The 18,226-nt window shown below is 66.1% G+C and carries 16 protein-coding genes; 11 read left to right on the top strand and 5 right to left on the bottom strand.

Annotated features, from left to right (window positions below; all coding sequences use genetic code 11):
• Positions 1-72: 72 nt before the first annotated feature.
• Together ACDI39_RS23335 and ACDI39_RS23330 are read left to right on the top strand one after the other, a co-directional pair.
• A complete protein-coding gene (locus tag ACDI39_RS23335; RefSeq protein ID WP_225787317.1) occupies positions 73-471 on the top strand; it encodes a YbaY family lipoprotein in 399 nt (132 codons plus the stop codon).
• 33 nt (positions 472-504) lie between these two features.
• A complete protein-coding gene (locus ACDI39_RS23330) occupies positions 505-1,194 on the top strand; it encodes a DUF4197 domain-containing protein (protein WP_225787316.1) in 690 nt (229 codons plus the stop codon).
• Between the two features lie 64 nt (positions 1,195-1,258).
• On the opposite strand, the gene ACDI39_RS23325 is transcribed toward ACDI39_RS23330, so the two are convergent.
• Together ACDI39_RS23325 and ACDI39_RS23320 are read right to left on the bottom strand one after the other, a co-directional pair.
• Complete coding sequence (locus tag ACDI39_RS23325; RefSeq protein ID WP_225787315.1) at positions 1,259-4,324, bottom strand: efflux RND transporter permease subunit; 3,066 nt, start codon at positions 4,322-4,324, stop codon at positions 1,259-1,261.
• A gap of 6 nt (positions 4,325-4,330) precedes the next feature.
• Complete coding sequence (locus ACDI39_RS23320; RefSeq protein ID WP_225787314.1) at positions 4,331-5,431, bottom strand: efflux RND transporter periplasmic adaptor subunit; 1,101 nt, start codon at positions 5,429-5,431, stop codon at positions 4,331-4,333.
• 181 nt (positions 5,432-5,612) lie between these two features.
• Here ACDI39_RS23320 and ACDI39_RS23315 point away from each other — a divergent pair, with 181 nt between their 5' ends.
• The 8 genes from ACDI39_RS23315 (at position 5,613) to ACDI39_RS23280 (ending at position 13,223) form a co-directional block, all read left to right on the top strand.
• The gene (locus ACDI39_RS23315) at positions 5,613-6,245 is read left to right on the top strand and encodes a TetR/AcrR family transcriptional regulator (RefSeq protein WP_225787313.1); all 633 of its coding nucleotides are present in this window, start codon (positions 5,613-5,615) and stop codon (positions 6,243-6,245) included.
• Positions 6,246-6,348: 103 nt separating this feature from the next.
• Positions 6,349-7,444 (top strand): peptide chain release factor 2 gene (gene prfB / locus ACDI39_RS23310; protein WP_225787312.1). Its coding sequence is split into 2 segments (ribosomal slippage): positions 6,349-6,420 and positions 6,422-7,444, totalling 1,095 coding nucleotides; the frame shifts between segments, so codons are not numbered across the junction.
• Positions 7,445-7,567: 123 nt separating this feature from the next.
• The gene (lysS, locus tag ACDI39_RS23305; RefSeq protein WP_253079931.1) at positions 7,568-9,070 is read left to right on the top strand and encodes a lysine--tRNA ligase; all 1,503 of its coding nucleotides are present in this window, start codon (positions 7,568-7,570) and stop codon (positions 9,068-9,070) included.
• A gap of 333 nt (positions 9,071-9,403) precedes the next feature.
• Positions 9,404-10,108: a TetR/AcrR family transcriptional regulator gene (locus ACDI39_RS23300; protein ID WP_225787310.1), complete on the top strand. Its 705-nt coding sequence runs from the start codon at positions 9,404-9,406 to the stop codon at positions 10,106-10,108.
• Between the two features lie 46 nt (positions 10,109-10,154).
• On the top strand, positions 10,155-10,703 hold the full coding sequence (locus ACDI39_RS23295; RefSeq protein WP_225787309.1) for a hypothetical protein: 549 nt from the start codon (positions 10,155-10,157) through the stop codon (positions 10,701-10,703).
• Between the two features lie 24 nt (positions 10,704-10,727).
• Positions 10,728-12,005 (top strand): flavohemoglobin expression-modulating QEGLA motif protein, encoded by a 1,278-nt coding sequence (locus ACDI39_RS23290; RefSeq protein WP_225787308.1) that lies wholly within the window; start codon positions 10,728-10,730, stop codon positions 12,003-12,005.
• A complete protein-coding gene (locus ACDI39_RS23285) occupies positions 11,977-12,900 on the top strand; it encodes an alpha/beta hydrolase (RefSeq protein WP_253090624.1) in 924 nt (307 codons plus the stop codon). Before ACDI39_RS23290 ends, ACDI39_RS23285 begins: the two co-directional genes overlap by 29 nt.
• Positions 12,897-13,223, top strand: a complete 327-nt coding sequence (locus ACDI39_RS23280) for a PA3694 family proteiin (RefSeq protein WP_225787306.1) — start codon at positions 12,897-12,899, stop codon at positions 13,221-13,223. The genes ACDI39_RS23285 and ACDI39_RS23280 overlap by 4 nt, the downstream gene beginning before the upstream one ends.
• Positions 13,224-13,356: 133 nt before the next feature.
• Here ACDI39_RS23280 and lptF read toward each other — a convergent pair whose 3' ends face one another.
• From lptF to ACDI39_RS23265, 3 genes are all read right to left on the bottom strand, one after another.
• Positions 13,357-14,145, bottom strand: a complete 789-nt coding sequence (gene lptF, locus ACDI39_RS23275) for a lipotoxin F family OmpA-related lipoprotein LptF (RefSeq protein ID WP_225787305.1) — start codon at positions 14,143-14,145, stop codon at positions 13,357-13,359.
• Positions 14,146-14,195: 50 nt separating this feature from the next.
• Entirely contained in the window at positions 14,196-14,609 is a 414-nt protein-coding gene (locus ACDI39_RS23270) for a DUF4398 domain-containing protein (RefSeq protein WP_225787304.1), read from the bottom strand.
• 262 nt (positions 14,610-14,871) lie between these two features.
• Positions 14,872-15,219, bottom strand: a complete 348-nt coding sequence (locus tag ACDI39_RS23265; protein WP_225787303.1) for a pilin assembly protein — start codon at positions 15,217-15,219, stop codon at positions 14,872-14,874.
• Between the two features lie 229 nt (positions 15,220-15,448).
• Here ACDI39_RS23265 and ppc point away from each other — a divergent pair, with 229 nt between their 5' ends.
• Entirely contained in the window at positions 15,449-18,076 is a 2,628-nt protein-coding gene (gene ppc / locus ACDI39_RS23260; RefSeq protein ID WP_225787302.1) for a phosphoenolpyruvate carboxylase, read from the top strand.
• The last annotated feature ends 150 nt before the right edge of the window (positions 18,077-18,226 follow it).

Here is an 18,226-nt window from a genome sequence, read left to right as displayed (position 1 = left end):
TTCGCCCCGGGCGAAAATCCGTTAAAGTCCTTGGGTTGGCCAAAAGCCGGCCCCAAGGACACCGGAGATTCCATGAAAAAACTCTTCATGCTGTGTTGCGCATCCCTGCTCGCAGCCTGTTCCAGCCATACCCCGTCGAACCAGGCCAGCCTGGAGGGCGAAGTCTTCTACCTGCAACGCATGGCCCTGCCGCCGAGCGCGACCTTGAGCGTGAGCCTGCAGGACGTGTCGCTGATGGACGCCCCGGCGGTGACCCTGGCCAGCCAGGCCGGCCCGGTCAAGGGCAATGTCCCGCTGCCGTTCCACCTCACCTACGACCCGGCCCAGGTCAAGCCCGGCCACCGCTACGCGGTCAGCGCACGCATCGAGCTGGACGGCAAGCTGCTGTTCATCAATACCGAGCACCATGGCGTCAAGCTCGACGGCAGCGACCCGCAGCCGGTGCGGATCAAGGTCGATCCGGTGCGCTGACCCCTGTTCATGTTCAACCATAAGGAAATCCCCATGATTCGCTCCTCCCTGCGCCTCACCACCCTGTGCGCCGGCCTGCTGCTGTCGGCCAGCGCCCTGGCCCTGTCGCTCGGCGACCTGACCCAGAAGGACGCCACCGGTGGCCTGAAGGACGCCCTCACCCAAGGCACCCAGATCGCCGTCAAGCAACTGAGCACGCCGGGTGGCTTCAACGACAACCCGGACGTGCGCATCGAGCTGCCGGGCAACCTCGGCAAGGCTGCCAAGGCCATGAAGATGTTCGGCAAGGGCGAGCAGGTCCAGGCCCTGGAAGACAGCATGAACAAGGCCGCCGAGGCCGCCGTGCCACAGGCCCAGACGATCCTCGTCGACGCGGTGAAGAAGATGACCGTGACCGATGCCAAGGGCATCCTCAGCGGCGGTGAAGACGCCGCCACCCAGTACCTGAACAAGAGCAGCCGCGAAGAGATTCGCGCCAAGTTCCTGCCGATCGTCAAGCAGGCCACCGACAAGGTCGGCCTGGCCCAGCAATACAACAACTTCGCCGGGCAAGCGGTGGCCCTCGGCGTGGTCGACGCCAAGAGCGCCAACATCGAGAACTACGTGACCGAGAAGGCCTTGGACGGCCTGTTCGAGATGATCGCCAAGCAGGAGCAGAGCATTCGCCAGAACCCGGCCGAGGCGGCGACCAGCCTGGCCAAGAAGGTCTTCGGAGCACTCTGACGCAGCCGCGGCTGCAAGCAAGAGCGAGACCGCGCCGCGATCCGCTCTTACTTGCAGCTTGCAGCTACCCCTTCCGCACCCTGAACCACGCCGCATATAGCGCCGGCAGGAACAACAGGGTCAGCACCGTGGCCACGATCAGCCCCCCCATGATCGCCACCGCCATCGGCCCGTAGAACACGCTGCGCGACAGCGGGATCATCGCCAGCACCGCCGCCAGGGCAGTCAGCACGATGGGCCGGAAACGCCGTACCGTGGCCTCGATGATCGCCTGCCAACGCTCCAGGCCGCTGGCGATGTCCTGTTCGATCTGGTCCACCAGGATGACCGAGTTGCGCATGATCATCCCCGCCAGGGCGATGGTGCCGAGCATGGCGACGAAGCCGAACGGCTGGCGGAACACCAACAGGAACAGGGTCACGCCGATCAGCCCCAGCGGCGCGGTGAGGAACACCATCACCGTGCGCGAGAAACTGCGCAGCTGGATCATCAGCAGGCTCAACACCACCACGATGAACAGCGGCATGCCAGCGTTCACCGATTTCTGCCCGCGCTCGGCATCCTCCACCGTGCCACCGACCTCCAGCAGGTAGCCATCCGGCAATGCGTCGCGCACCTGCTGCAGGGTCGGCAGGATCTGCTGCACCAGCGTCGCCGGCTGTTCCTTGCCGTAGATATCGGCGCGCACGGTGACCGTCGGCAGGCGATTGCGGTGCCAGATGATGCCTTCCTCGAAACCGTACGCCAGGGTCGCCACCTGCGACAGCGCCACGCTCTGGCCGTTGTCGGTGGGCACGGCCAGGCTGCCCAGGTTGCCCAGCTCGCTGCGCTCCTGCGGGGTGCCGCGCAGGAGAATCTCGATCAGTTCGTTGTCTTCGCGGTACTGGCTGACCGTGGTGCCGGTCAGCGAGCTCTGCAGGAAACTCGACAGGTGCGCGGTGCTCACGCCCAAGGCCCGCGCCCGGTCCTGGTCGATCTCGAGGAACACCGCCTTGCTCGGCTCCTCCCAGTCCAGGTGGACGTTCACCAGGTGCGGGTTCTCGCGAACCTTGGCCGCCACCTCGCGGGCCAGGGCACGGACCTTCTCGATATGCTCGCCGGTGACCCGGAACTGCACCGGATAACCCACCGGCGGGCCGTTCTCCAGGCGCGTGACCCGTGAGCGCAGGTCGGGGAACTGCTCGTCGAGCGTGGCGATCAACCAACTGCGCAGCGTCTCGCGATCCTCCAGGCTCCTGGCCAGCACCACGAACTGGGCGAAGCTGGCGGCTGGCAACTGCTGGTCCAGCGGCAGGTAGAAGCGCGGCGAGCCGGTGCCGACATAGGCCACGTAGTTGTCGATGCCCTGCTGCTGGCGCAGCAGCGCTTCCAGGCGCTTGACCTGCTCGGCGGTGTTGCTCAGGGAGGCGCCCTCGGCCAGCTTGAGGTCGATCATCAGCTCGGGGCGCCCCGAGGCCGGGAAGAACTGCTGCGGCACGAAACGGAACAGCAGGATGCTGCCGACGAACGCGGCGATGGTCAGCACGATCACCGTCTTGCGCCGGCGCACGCACCATTCCACCACACGTCGCACACGCTGGTAGAACGGCGTGGCGTACGGGTCCGGCGCATGCGCGCCACTGCCCTGGCGCGCTGCGTGGCGCTTGGCCAGGTCGGGCAACAGCCGCTCGCCCAGGTAGGGCACGAACACCACCGCGGCGACCCAGGAAGTGAGCAAGGCGATGGTCACCACCTGGAAGATCGACCGGGTGTACTCGCCGGTGCTCGACGCCGCCGTGGCGATCGGCAGGAAACCCGCCGCGGTGATCAGGGTGCCGGTGAGCATCGGGAAGGCCGTGCTCGTCCAGGCGTAGCTGGCCGCCTTGAGCCGGTCGAAGCCCTGCTCCATCTTGATCGCCATCATCTCCACGGCGATGATCGCATCGTCCACCAACAGGCCCAGCGCCAGTACCAGGGCGCCGAGGGAGATCTTGTGCAGGCCGATGCCGAAGTAGTGCATGGCCGCGAAGGTCATGGCCAGCACCAGCGGGATCGCCAGCGCCACCACCAGGCCCGTGCGCAGCCCCAGGGAGAAGAAACTCACCAGCAGGACGATGGCCAGGGCCTCGACCAACACCTGGACGAACTCGCCGACCCCGGCCTTGACCGCCGCGGGCTGGTCCGACACCTTGCGCAGTTCCATGCCCGCCGGCAGGTTGCGCGCCAGGCGGGCGAACTCCGCCTCCAGGGCCTTGCCCAACACCAGGATGTCGCCGCCGTCCTTCATCGACACCGCCAGGCCGATGGCATCCTCGCCCATGAAGCGCATGCGCGGCGCGGGAGGGTCGTTGAACCCCCGGTGCACCTCGGCGACATCGCCGATGCGCAAGGTGCGGTCGCCGACACGGATGGGGAACTGGCGGATCTGCTCGACACTGTCGAAACGCCCGCTGACCCGCAGCTGCAGGCGCTCGCTGGCGGTCTCGAAGAACCCTGCGGTGCTGACCGCGTTCTGCTCCTGCAGCGCCTGCTGCACCGCCTGCAGGGGCACGCCGAGGGTGGCCAGCTTGATGTTCGACAGTTCGATCCAGATCTTCTCGTCCTGCAAGCCGACCAGCTCGACCTTGCCCACGTCCTTGACCCGCTGCAGTTGGATCTGGATGCGATCGGCGTAGTCCTTGAGCACGGCATAGTCGAAACCGTTGCCGGTCAGCGCGTAGATATTGCCGAAGGTGGTGCCGAACTCGTCGTTGAAGAACGGCCCCTGGATCTCCGGCGGCAAGGTGTGGCGGATGTCCGCGACCTTCTTGCGGATCTGGTACCAGAGCTCGGGGATGGCATCGGAGTGCAGGGAATCGCGGGCCATGAAGGTCACCTGGGACTCGCCAGGCCGGGAGAACGAGACGATCCGCTCGTATTCGCCGGTTTCCATGAGCTTCTTCTCGATGCGCTCGGTGACCTGGCGCGAGACCTCCTCGGCGGTGGCCCCTGGCCACAGGGTGCGGATGACCATGGCCTTGAAGGTGAAGGGGGGATCCTCGCTTTGCCCCAGCTTGGTGTAGGACATGGCACCGACCGCCGCCAGCAGGATCATCAGGAACAGCACGATCTGGCGGTTGCGCAGCGCCCAGGCGGAAAGGTTGAAACCCATCGGGACTTACTCCTTGGCCGCCAGGTTCACTTCACGGTTGCTACGGTCCACAGGCCGCACCTGCTGGCCTTCGCGCAGCACATGACCACCGGCGGCGACCACCCAGTCGTCCGCCGCCAGGCCCTCCAGCACTGGCACGCTATCGGCACCGTAGGGGCCGAGGCGAACCACCGCGCGCTCCAGCCGACTGTCTTTGTTCACCCGCCAGACATAGGCCTGGCCCTGCTCGGCGGTGACGGCCGAGAGCGGCACCGACAACGGCGAGCGTTCGGCATGGGCGATGAATACCCGGGCGCTCTGGCCCAGTTCGGCCGGCGCCTTGGCCGAGGTGAAGGCGATGCGCGCGGCGAAGGTCCGCGAGCGTGGGTCGGCCGCCGGCGACAGCTCGCGGATGCGCCCTTCGTAGCGCTGGTTGGGGTGCGACCACAGCTCCACGCTGACCGTCTGCCCCACGGCAAAACGGGCGAACTGCTGCTCCGGCAGGCCGATGGCCACCTCACGCTCACCGTCGGCGGCCAGGGTGAACACGGTCTGCCCGGCCGCCACCACCTGGCCGACCTCGACCTGGCGCTTGGCGATGACGCCTGCCTGGGGGGCGCGCAGCACGGCGTATTCGGTCTGGTTGCCGGCGACTTCGAACTCCGCACGGGCCTGCTTCAGGCGCGCCAGCCCCGCGCGGTAGAGGTTCTCGGCATTGTCGAACTGGGAACGGCTGACCATCTGCCGCTCGAGCAGCTTCCGGTAGCGGTCACGCTCGGTACGCACCAGCGCCAGGTTGGCCTCGGCGGCAGCCAGTTGGGCGCGGTTGGCCTCCAGTTGCAGGCGCACGTCCTGTGGGTCGAGCTCGGCCAGCGGCTGGTCGGCCTTGACCCGCTGCCCCTCCTCCACCAGGCGCTTGCTGACCTTGCCGCCGATGCGGAAGGCCAGCTCCGGCTCGAACCGCGCCCGTACCTCGCCCGGGTAGCTGTCGGCAGAGGCACCGGTTGGCTGGGGCTGGACCACCAGCGCCGGACGTGGGGCGGCCGGTGCCGCGGTTTCCTGGCCACAGGCGGCCAGCAGCAGGGCCACGGCGGCGGACAGAGCGATGGGCAAGGCATGACGCAACATGGTGAATGACCTTTCGCAAGGAACGCATCGAATATTTATACTGGCGAGTATATTAAGTCAGGGAAGCGGGGTGTGGAAGCAGGCACAGCGGCGAAAACGCAACGACGTCGCGACATCCAGAGCAGCGGTATGACCCACGACCCGGTAAGATGGTCGCTCCTCCAACCAGATACGGATTCCAATGCCCAACGACGCACCCATCGGCCCCGGCCGGCCCAAGGACCTGGCCAAGCGCGAGGCCATCCTCGAAGCGGCCAAGACGCTGTTCCTCAGCCTTGGCTATGCCAACACCAGCATGGATGCGGTCGCTGCGGCGGCAGGTGTTTCGAAGCTCACCGTCTACAGCCACTTCACCGACAAGCAGACCCTGTTCGGTTCGGCGGTCATGGCGACCTGCCAGACCCAGTTGCCCGACCTGATCTTCGAACTGCCCGAAGGCGTGCCGCTGGAGCAGGTGTTGTTGAACATCGCCCGGGGGTTCCACGCGCTGATCAGCAGCGACGAGTCGGTCAAGCTGAGCCGGCTGATCATTGCCCTGGGCAGCCAGGACCCAGGGTTCGGCCAGTACTTCTGGGAAGCCGGGCCCAAGCGGGTGCTGGGTGAAATGGAGGCATTGCTGCGCTGCGTCGGCGAGCGGGGGCTGTTGCGCATCGACAACCCGTGGCGCGCGGCCGAGCATTTCTTCTGCCTGGTCAAGGGGGCGCCGGACTATCGCCTGCTGCTGGGCTGCGCGCCGCCCCTGCAAGGAGATGAGGCCGAGGCGCATGTGCGGGAAGTGGTCGGGTTGTTCATGCGGGCCTATCGAATCCAGTAGCCCGCAGCAGCGGCGGCACGGGACAAGTGGGGGTGGGAGGCACCCCTCATACTCGGTTATACTCGCGGGCTTTTCACCGAATTCGCACGAGAGCCGCGCACCCATGGAAATCCAACCGATCCTGAACACCATCAAGGACCTTACCGAGCGTTCCCAGTCCATTCGGGGGTATCTTTGACTACGATCAAAAAGCTGACCGCCTGATCGAAGTCAACCGCGAACTGGAAGACCCTGCCGTCTGGAGCAAGCCCGAATATGCCCAGGGGCTGGGCCGCGAGCGCGCCATGCTGGCGCAGGTCGTCGAGACCCTGGACAAACTGTCCGGCGGCCTGGCCGACTGCAAGGACCTGCTCGACATGGCCGTCGAGGAAAATGACGAAGGCGCCGTAGGCGACGTCGTGACCGAGCTGGAGGGCCTGGAAGAACGCCTGGCACAGCTTGAGTTCCGTCGCATGTTCAGCGGCGAGATGGACATGAACAACGCCTACCTGGACATCCAGGCCGGCTCCGGTGGTACCGAGGCGCAGGACTGGGCCAACATCCTGCTGCGCATGTACCTGCGCTGGGCCGACAAGCGCGGTTTCGACGCCACCATCATGGAACTGTCCGAGGGTGAAGTCGCCGGTATCAAGGGCGCCACCGTGCACATCAAGGGCGAATACGCGTTCGGCTGGCTGCGTACCGAGATCGGCGTGCACCGCCTGGTGCGCAAGAGCCCGTTCGACTCCGGTGCCCGTCGCCATACCTCGTTCTCGGCGGTGTTCGTGTCGCCCGAGATCGACGACAAGGTCGAGATCGAGATCAACCCGGCTGACCTGCGCATCGATACCTACCGCTCCTCCGGTGCCGGTGGCCAGCACGTAAACACCACCGATTCGGCAGTGCGTATCACCCACGTGCCGACCAACACCGTGGTCAGTTGCCAGAACGAACGCTCCCAGCACGCCAACAAGGACACCGCCATGAAGATGCTGCGGGCCAAGTTGTACGAGATGGAGATGCAAAAGCGCAACGCCGCCTCGCAGGCGCTGGAAGACAGCAAGTCGGATATCGGCTGGGGCCACCAGATCCGCTCCTACGTACTCGATGACTCGCGTATCAAGGACCTGCGTACCGGCGTCGAGCGCAGCGACTGCCAGAAGGTCCTGGATGGCGACCTCGACCAATACCTGGAAGCGAGCCTCAAGCAGGGGCTTTGAACCGCACACCGATACCGCGATGCAAGCTACGGCCCGTTCCCCGAGCGGGCCTGCCCAGGCCACCGAAGCGCCGCGATCCCTGCCTGGCAGGGGCAACGAACCCGTGATGGAAAGATTGACGACATGAGCGACCTCAACACCGCACCGCAAGACCTGCAACAGGAAGAAAACGCCCTGATCGCCCTGCGCAAGGAAAAACTTGCCGCCGAGCGCGCCAAGGGCCAGGCCTTCCCCAACGACTTCCGCCGCGACAGCTATTGCGACGACCTGCAGAAGCAGTACGTCGACAAGACCAAGGAAGAGCTGGAAGCTGCAGCGATCCCGGTCAAGGTCGCCGGCCGCATCATGCTCAACCGTGGCTCGTTCATGGTCATCCAGGACATGACCGGGCGCATCCAGGTCTACGTCAACCGCAAGACCCTGCCGGAAGAAACCCTGGCCGCGGTCAAGACCTGGGACCTGGGCGACATCATCAGCGCCGAAGGCACCCTGGCCCGTTCCGGCAAGGGTGACCTGTACGTCGAGATGACCGACGTGCGCCTGCTGACCAAGTCGCTGCGCCCACTGCCAGACAAGCACCACGGCCTGACCGACACCGAGCAGCGCTACCGCCAGCGCTACGTCGACCTGATGGTCAACGAGGACACCCGCAAGACCTTCCGCGTGCGTTCCCAGGTGATCTCGCACATCCGCAACTTCCTGGCCAAGCGTGACTTCCTCGAAGTCGAGACGCCGATGCTGCAGACCATCCCCGGCGGCGCCGCGGCCAAGCCGTTCGAGACCCATCACAACGCCCTGGACATGGCCATGTTCCTGCGCATCGCGCCGGAGCTGTACCTCAAGCGCCTGGTGGTCGGCGGCTTCGAGAAGGTGTTCGAGATCAACCGCAACTTCCGCAACGAAGGCGTCTCGACCCGGCACAACCCCGAGTTCACCATGCTCGAGTTCTACCAGGCCTATGCCGACTACAAGGACAACATGGACCTCACCGAGGAGCTGTTCCGCGAGCTGGCGCAGCTGGTCCTGGGCAGCACCGACGTGCCGTACGGCGACAAGGTGTTCCATTTCGGCGAGCCATTCGCCCGCCTGACCGTGCTCGAGGCCATCCTCAAGTACAACCCGGACATCACCGAGGCCGACCTGCAGGACGTCGACAAGGCCCGTGAAATCGCCAAGCGAGCCGGCGCCAAGGTGCTGGGCCACGAGGGCCTGGGCAAGCTGCAGGTGATGATTTTCGAGGAGTTGGTGGAGAGCAAGCTGGAGCAGCCGACCTTCATCACCGAGTATCCGTTCGAAGTCTCGCCGCTGGCCCGTCGCAACGACCAGAATCCGAGCGTCACCGACCGTTTCGAGCTGTTCATCGGTGGCCGCGAGATCGCCAATGCCTACTCCGAGCTCAATGACGCCGAGGACCAGGCCGAGCGCTTCATGGCCCAGGTGGCCGAGAAGGACGCCGGCGACGACGAAGCCATGCACTACGACGCCGACTTCGTCCGCGCCCTGGAGTACGGCATGCCGCCGACCGCCGGCGAAGGCATCGGCATCGACCGCCTGGTGATGCTGCTGACCAACTCGCCGTCGATCCGCGATGTGATCCTGTTCCCGCACATGCGTCCACAGGCCTGAGCATCCTGAACAAGCCGCCTTTCGAGGCGGCTTTTCTTTGGGCGACAAGCGACAAGCTGCACGCCACAGGAAAGCGCCATTCGGCATGCACCGCGCCGGTCAGTTAAGATTTCCAGCTGTCATTTGGGGCCACTTCGCTGCCCTATCGCCGGCAGGCCCCCACATGGTTCGGCGCAGACCTCAAGAGCAGCGCGGTCCTTGTGGGAGCTGGCTTGCCAGCGATGGGCTGCAAGGCAGCCCCGGCTCTGTGCACAGGCTTTTTCTTGTAGCTTGCCGCTTGCAGCTTGCATCCCACCGCTTCCACATTCAGAGGTACCCGACGTGACACCCGCAATGGCCCAACAAGGCGCGGCAGGCGTGGCCACCGCCGTCGCCGAAAGCGTGCAGTACCAAGGGCGCAAGACCGCCCGCCAGGGCAGCGAACAGCGCCGCCAGCAGATTCTCGACGCCGCCATGCGCATCGTCGTGCGCGATGGCGTGCGTGGCGTGCGCCACCGGGCGGTGGCCGCCGAGGCGGGAGTGCCACTATCGGCCACCACCTACTACTTCAAGGACATCGAGGACCTGCTCACCGATACCTTCGCCCAGTACGTCGAGCGCAGCGCCGCGTACATGGCCAAGCTGTGGGCCAATACCGAGGTGGTATTGCGCCAGTTGCTCGCCCAGGGCGACGGCAGCCCGCAGTCGCGTGCACGCTTGGCCGACGAGGTGGCACGCATGACCGCCGACTACGTCAGCCGCCAGTTCCACAGCCGCCGCGACTTCCTCATGGCCGAGCAGGCCTTCCGCCAGGAGGCGCTGCTGTGCCCGCGCCTGGCCGAGCTGGTGTGTGCCCACGAGCAGATCCTCCTGCAGGGTGCGCGGCAGATGCTCCAGGTCGTCGGGTCGCGCCATCCCGAGCAGGATGCCCAGATGTTGACGGCGATAATCGAGCAGATGGAATATCAGTGCCTGCTCAAGGACGCGAATTCTCAAGCCGATGGGCAGATGCTCGCTATCCTTACCCGGTACCTGCATCTGGTGCTGGCATCGGCCTGAGCTGCGAGCGGCCCGGGCTGGCCCCGACCTTTTCAAGGAGAACCCGATGAAAGCCTGGCGTGTGGTGTTGTTGACCTTGTCATTCCTGCTGCTGGGCGGCTGTCTGGTGACCTTCCACGAACCCTTGCCCAGCAACCAGGCCGCGCCCAGGGAACTGCTCGGCAAATGGAGCAGCAAGGACGCCTGGGGCGAGCCCCTGACACTGGCCATCAGCCGCAGCGGCGCCGATGCCTACCGGGCAGTGGCCACGGCCAAGGGCAAGGCCCCCGAGGAATACGTCTTCACCGTCTCCCGCCATGGCAACCGCTGGTACCTGTCGGCAGGCGTGCCCAAGCGCCTGGGTGGCAACTTCCTGATCGGCGGTTTCGAAGTGATCGACGGCAAGGAACTGGTGGTCTACAACCTCGATGTCGACCAGGTCCAGGAGGCGGTGGGGCAGAAGGAACTGAGCGGGCGCAGCACCGAGGGGCTGGAGGACAACGGCCCGGGCGTGCTGATCGACAGCCCGGCGGAGCGGGTCCTGGCCTACCTGGACGATCCGGCCAATTCCGACCTGTTCGTCGAAGTGGCGCGTTTCCAGCGCGTGGGCAGATAAGCGATCCGAGCAAGGAGTCCCGGGGTGGACGAGTACCAGCAGACCATACGCACGCTGTCCGATCGCATCGTCGCGGCGCAGACCCCCATCCGCGTACTCGATGCGGTGAAGTGGGACGACAACATCCGCCAGGGCTTCCTCAAGGCCAAGGGCAAGGAGCCGCCTGCGGTGGACCGTGCCTACTACCAGGGGCGGCCCCTGTCGTTCGACTCCGCCGCGGTGAAGTCGGAATTCCAGAGCATCGAGCGTGACATCACCCGCCAGCTCGGCCAGTTCAATCCGGTCGGCCAGATCATGCGGCGGATGTGCAAGGAGTACCGCATGGTGGTGCGCATGCTCGAGGCGCGCGGCACCGAAGACTTCGGCCTGATCTCCCAGGAGCTGTATGGCGCGGCCTCCGATGCCTTCCATGCCGGCGACCCGACGCTCGCCGACCTGGGCCTGATGCTCTCGGACTACCTCAACAACATCGACGGCCGCGGCGACCTCAAGGACGAGCCGAAGAACCTGACCGCCAAGGAAGCCGTGGAGATCCTCCAGCGACGGCTGAACAAGGTGTTCGGCGAGGCCGAAGAGACCATCCGCGTGTTCGAGTCCGACGGCATCGTCGCCGATGCCGCGGCCGGTGCCGACTACATCAAGGTGCGCGCCGACGCCCTGTTCAACAATCGCGACGTGCGCGCCCTGGAGGTGCACGAGGGGTTGGTGCACGTGGGCACCACCCTCAACGGCCTCAACCAGCCGATCTGCACCTTCCTGGCCAAGGGGCCGCCCTCCTCGACCGTGACCCAGGAGGGCCTGGCCATCCTCATGGAGGTGATCGCCTTCGCCTCCTACCCCAGCCGCCTGCGCAAGCTGACCAACCGCACCCGGGCCATCCACATGGTCGAGGAAGGCGCGGACTTCCTGCAGGTCTACGAGTTCTTCCGTGGCCAGGGCTTCGAGATGGCGCAGAGCTACAGCAACGCGAGCCGGGTGTTCCGTGGCTCGGTGCCCGATGGCCTGCCGTTCACCAAGGACTTGTCCTACCTCAAGGGCTTCATCATGGTTTACAACTACATTCAGTTGGCCGTGAAGAAGGGCAAGCTGGAGCAGATCCCCCTGTTGTTCTGCGGCAAGACCACCCTGGAAGACATGCGTACCCTGCGCCAGCTGGTCGAGGAAGGCCTGGTGGAGCCGCCCAAGTACCTGCCGGAGCAGTTCCGCGACCTCAATGCGCTGTCGGCCTGGATGTGCTTCTCCAACTTCCTCAACCACCTGAGCCTGGACCGTATTGAAGCCGACTACGCGAACATTCTCTGACGCCTGCCGCGGCCTGTGCCTGGGGCTGCTGTTGCTCGGCGTGGGCGGCTGCAGCAGCCTGCTGTTCTACCCGGAACCGGGCCAGCCGTTCACCCCCGAGAAGGCGCGCCTGGCCTTTCGCGAGGTGTCGCTGGTCACCGCCGACGGCGTGCGCCTGCACGGCTGGTGGCTACCGGCCAAGGCGGGGGTCGAGGTGAAGGGCACGGTGCTGCACCTGCACGGCAATGGCGGCAACCTGGCCTGGCACCTGGGTGGCAGCTACTGGTTGCCGGAACAGGGCTACCAGGTGCTGATGATCGATTACCGCGGCTATGGCCTGTCCCAGGGCAAGGCGCGCCTGCCGGATGTCTACCAGGACATCGCCGCAGCCCTGGACTGGCTCGACAAGGCGCCCGAGGTCGAGGGCAAGCCGCTGGTGCTGCTGGGCCAGAGCCTGGGCGGGGCCATGGCCATCCATTACCTGGCTGCCCACCCCGAACAACGCCAGCGTTTCAGTGCGCTGGTGTTCGACGGTGTGCCGGCCAGCTACCGCGAGGTGGGGCGCTTCGCCCTGGGGGCGTCCTGGCTGACCTGGCCGTTGCAGGTGCCGTTGTCCTGGCTGGTTCCGGACGGTGACAGTGCGATCCGCTCGATCGAGCGCCTGGACAGCCCGCCCAAGCTGTTCTTCCACAGCATCGACGACAACCTGGTGCCCATGGACAACGCCATCCGCCTGTACCAGCACGCCCCCCCGCCACGGGTGTTGCAACTGACCCGAGGTGGCCACGTACAGACCTTCGCCGACCCGACGTGGCGCCAGGTGATGCTGCGTTTTCTTGACGATCCGAGCCATTTCAACGGCCTTCGGCGCTTGGCCGAAGTCCCCAACTACCCTGACGAGAAGAACGCGCAATGAGTGAAGAACGCAACGCCATCCCGCTGATCCTGACCGCCGTCGGCAGCATCATCGTGACGGTCGGGACCCTCTGGTACTACGGCTACGTGCATTTCGCCAAGCCCGAGGATGCCCTGTTGCTGCAGGACTACACCATGCTCAAGACCATCCCCGGCGAGGACTACAAGGTCTCCCTCGCCCCCGCTCCCCAGGTCGCCCAGTGCATCGACGGCGTGCTGGTGCTGTTCGACACCCAACAGAAGGGCCTGACCGGCGTGCTGGTGGACAACCGCAAGCGGGCGATCCGCTGCATGGGGCAGGAGACGCCGCAGCAGGTGCAGTGATCGAGGTATCCCAGGCCGCTTCGCCCCCACAGGCCCCCGGCAATGCCCACGAAGCATGTGTCATGCAGTGGGTGCGGCCTTGTGTCGCGAAAGGGCCGCAACGCGGCCCCACGCTTTCGAGGCGCTACAAGCTTCAGCGCACGTGGCTCACCGAACGCGGCTGCACCGGTTGGTTGTCGTTGGAGATGGTCACCTCCACCCGACGGTTCTGGGCACGGCCGGAGTTGGTGGTGTTATCGGCCACCGGGTATTCCTTGCCATAACCCTGGGCGACGATGCGTGCCGGATCGACCCCGGCGCGTACCAGCGCCATGCGCACACTGTTGGCACGGCGCTCGGACAGGCCCTGGTTGTAGCTGGCCGAGCCGACGCTGTCGGTGTAACCCTCGACGATCACCTTGCGCTCAGGGTTTTCCTGGAGGAACTGGGCGAGCTTGGTGATGTTGGGGAAGGCGCTGCTCTTGAGTTCGGACTTGTTGAAGTCGAACAGCACGTCGCCGAAGGTCACCAAGGTCCCGCGATCGGTCTGCTTGGCGTTGAGGCTCTCCTGCAGCTTGCGGATCTGCGCGTCGCGGGCGTCCAGGCGGGCCTGGGCGCGATGGGCAGAGGCATTCTTCAGTTCGTTCTCGGCCGAACGCAGGGCGATGGTCTGCTTGGCCACTTCGACGCGCTGGTTGGTCAGGTAGGCCAGTTGGTCGACCTTCTTCTCGTCCTCGCGGTCCAGGTAGGCCTTGTCGGCCTTGTTCAGCCAGTCCTGGGCGTCCTTGGTCTCGAGGGCCGCCAGCTTGCTGGCCTGCGGATCGCTCTGCAGCGCGGAGAAGTTGGTGCGGGCCGACTCAAGGTTCGGGTTCGGGTCATGGGAGCAGGCAGCCAGGCCTACGCTCAGGGCCAGCAGGGCGGGAATCATGACGTAGTTGCGCATAGTGTTCATCCTTTGATCGTTAGCGAAGGCTCAAGGTGGCGGGACAACGCTCATTCAGCGCTGCGCAGGCCTTCCTCACGCAAGTCCTGGACACCCTGGCGGGCATCCTGCAGGGCCTTCTCGGCCTTGGCGGCCTGCGCCTTGCGTTCGGCGACGCGGGCGTCCCACTCGGCCTGTTCGGCCAGGCGCCTGGCTTCGTCGTACTTCTTGTCGTGCATGGCGATCTCGGCCTGCTTGAACTTGTCCTGGGCCGCCTTCATTTCCACCGCTGCGAACTCGGTGCCACCGGCACTGACGGCGGAATTCACCGCGGACTGGGTGACGGCATACTGCTCGGTGGGCGGGTTGCCCGCGCAGCCGGCCAGCAGCAGGCTGCTACCCAGCGCCAGCGCAGCCAGCCTGAGCCCGCGCAGGTGAGTGGGTGAAGGTTTCAACGTGCGGGTCTTCATGGTGGTCAGCTCCATTGGATCACTCCTGATAACGACGATGTCCGTAGCACTCCATCGCTCTTTCCCTGTCATCCGCGAGCACTCAGCCGAACTGTGCACAACGCCAGGTGTGCAGGGTTTTAGCGTGATGGCTATTGGCTGTGACTGAGGCGTTTTTCGAATAGTTCAGAAAAAATCACCCAAAACGGGTGACTTTTTCTGACTGACAAGTCAGTGTTTTTCCGGGAACTTCCAGGCCGCGCGGCGGTATCCAGGGCGCCTGGCGCGCCGCTGGAACTCAGCCCTGGTTGTCTTCGCCCGCCTTGCCCAGCGCGGCTTGCAGGTGACGCCGGGACAGGGCCAGGAAGCGTGGCGTGGGGCCGATGTCTTCGTACAACGGGTCGCCTTCTTCATCCGTGGCGATCACCTGTTGGCCCTTGACGTAGGGGAAGCTGGCCTCCAATTCCTCGAGCGCCGCGGCGACCAGTTCGCCGAGCAGCTCCTCGGTGCTGCGCTTGGGGTACATCTCGGTCAGCGCGGCCAGGCGCGCCTCGGATTCCAGGTCCAGATGCAGGACGTGCCCGGTGGGGCTCAGCCGGCCCGTGGCATCTTGTTCCCAGCGCTGGACGAGTTCGCGGATTTTCATGATGACCTCTGCACGCAACCTGAAATGAGGCATCGCCTGGGATGCCCTGCATTCACTTTAGTCGCTGAGCGCAAGCTTCGAGCGGCAAGCGAATCATGCACGGGCCGCTTTTACTTGCAGCTTGCCGCTTGTCCCCATCGCCCGGCTTGCCAGGCCGGCCCCGCTGTAGGCACTCTTGGGCAAGAGTTCCTGGGCGATGCGCGGGCCGACCGCGCCGGAGAGAGGGCCGATGACCGATATCGATGCACGCTTGCGAGAGGATGTCCACCTGTTGGGAGAGCTGCTCGGCGAAACCATTCGCCAGCAGCATGGCGATGCCTTCCTGCAGAAGATCGAGGACATCCGCCACAGTGCCAAGGCCGACCGCCAAGGCGGGGCCGAACAGTTGAGTTCGACCCTCGCCGACCTTGCCGACGACGACCTGCTGCCGGTGGCGCGGGCCTTCAACCAGTTCCTCAATCTGGCCAATATCGCCGAGCAGTACCAGTTGATCCGGCGCCGCGACGCTGGGCGCCCCGAGCCCTTCGAGGCACGCGTGCTACCTGAGCTGCTGGCGCGCCTGAAGCAGGCCGGGCACGGCGACGAGGCCCTGGCCAGGCAACTGGGCAAGCTGGACATCCAGCTGGTGCTCACCGCCCACCCCACCGAGGTGGCACGCCGGACCCTCATCCAGAAATACGACGCCATCGCCGGCCAACTGGCGGCCCAGGATCATCGCGACCTGACGCCCGCCGAGCGCGGCCAGGTGCGTGAGCGCCTGCGCCGGCTGATCGCCGAGGCCTGGCACACCGAAGAGATCCGGCGCAGCCGGCCGACCCCGGTGGACGAGGCCAAGTGGGGCTTCGCGGTGATCGAGCATTCGCTCTGGCAGGCCATTCCCAACCACCTGCGCAAGGTCGACAAGGCCCTGTTCGAGGCCACCGGCCTGCACCTGCCGCTGGAGGCCGCGCCAGTCCGCTTCGCCTCGTGGATGGGCGGCGACCGCGACGGTAACCCCAACGTGACTGCTGCGGTGACCCGCGAGGTCCTGCTGCTGGCCCGCTGGATGGCGGCCGACCTGTTCCTGCGCGACATCGACTACCTGGCCGCGGAATTGTCCATGCAGCAGGCCAGCGAGGCCCTGCGTGCACAAGTGGGCGACAGCGCCGAGCCCTACCGCACCCTGCTCAAGCGACTGCGCGAACGCCTGCGGGCTACCCGCGCCTGGGCCCAGGCTTCGCTGGGCGCCAGCCAGCCGGTCACCACCGAGGTGCTGGTGGACAACCGCGAGCTGATCGCCCCGCTCGAGCTGTGCTACCAGTCGCTGCACGCCTGCGGCATGGGCGTGATCGCCGATGGCCCGTTGCTCGACAGCCTGCGCCGGGCGGTGACCTTCGGCCTGTTCCTGGTGCGCCTGGACGTGCGCCAGGACGCTGCCCGCCACCGTGACGCGCTGTCCGAGATCACCGACTACCTGGGGCTGGGGCGCTACGCCGAGTGGGACGAGGAGCAGCGCATCGAGTTCCTCCAGGCCGAACTGAAGAACCGCCGTCCCCTGCTGCCGGCGCACTTCCAGCCCCAGGCCGAAACCGCCGAGGTGCTCGCCACCTGTCGCGAGATCGCCGCCGCACCGGCGGCGTCGCTGGGCTCCTACGTGATTTCCATGGCGGGTTCGGCCTCGGACGTGCTGGCGGTGCAGCTACTGCTCAAGGAAGCCGGCCTGACCCGGCCGATGCGCGTGGTACCGCTGTTCGAGACCCTCGCCGACCTGGACAACGCCGGCCCGGTGATGGCGCGCCTGCTCGGCCTGCCGGGCTACCGGGCCAGCCTGCGTGGCCCGCAGGAGGTGATGATCGGCTACTCCGACTCGGCCAAGGATGCCGGCACCACGGCAGCGGCCTGGGCCCAATACCGGGCGCAGGAGGAGCTGGTGCGCATCTGCCGCGAGCACCAGGTCGAACTGCTGCTGTTCCATGGCCGTGGCGGCACCGTCGGCCGTGGCGGCGGCCCGGCCCACGCCGCGATCCTGTCGCAGCCGCCGGGCTCGGTGGCCGGGCGTTTCCGCACCACCGAGCAGGGCGAGATGATCCGCTTCAAGTTCGGCCTGCCGGGCATCGCCGAGCAGAACCTCAACCTGTACCTGGCCGCGGTGCTCGAGGCCACCCTGTTGCCGCCTCCTCCACCGCAACCCGCCTGGCGCGAACTGATGGACCAACTCGCCGCCGATGGCGTCAAGGCCTACCGTGGCGTGGTGCGCGAGAACCCGGACTTCGTCGAGTATTTCCGTCAGTCCACGCCAGAACAGGAATTGGGCCGCCTGCCCCTGGGCAGCCGCCCGGCCAAGCGCCGCGCCGGTGGTATCGAGAGCCTGCGCGCCATCCCCTGGATCTTCGGCTGGACCCAGACGCGCCTGATGCTACCGGCCTGGCTGGGCTGGGAGACCGCCTTGAACAACGCGCTGGCACGTGGCCAGGGCACGCTGCTGGAGCAGATGCGCGAACAGTGGCCGTTCTTCCGTACGCGCATCGACATGCTGGAGATGGTCCTGGCCAAGGCCGACGCCGAGATCGCCAAGGCCTACGACGAACGTCTGGTGCAACCGCAGCTGCGTCCGTTGGGGGTGCATCTACGCGACCTATTGTCGCAGTCGTGCCAGGTCGTGCTGGGGCTGACCGGGCAGCCGGTGCTACTGGCGCACAGCCCCGAGACCCTGAAGTTCATCAGCCTGCGCAACACCTACCTGGACCCGCTGCACCTGCTCCAGGCCGAGTTGCTGGCGCGTTCGCGCAGCCGCGAAGCCGCTCTGGACAGCCCGTTGGAGCAAGCCTTGCTGGTCACCGTGGCGGGGATCGCCGCTGGCCTGCGCAACACCGGTTGAAGTGTCGCAAGCAGGGTCGCGCCCGGGGGGCATAGGCCCTTCGAGCGAGGGAGGCGAAGCCGGTTGCGCCGGGCGCAACCCGCTCGCCCCCAGGGGGCAAGTGGCGATTTCCTGCCACCTGGCGGCGCTTGTCTGCTTGCCGGGCGCTGT

Source organism: Pseudomonas sp. Tun-23181, assembly GCF_057415455.1.
This window is presented reverse-complemented; position numbering and strand designations above follow the sequence as displayed.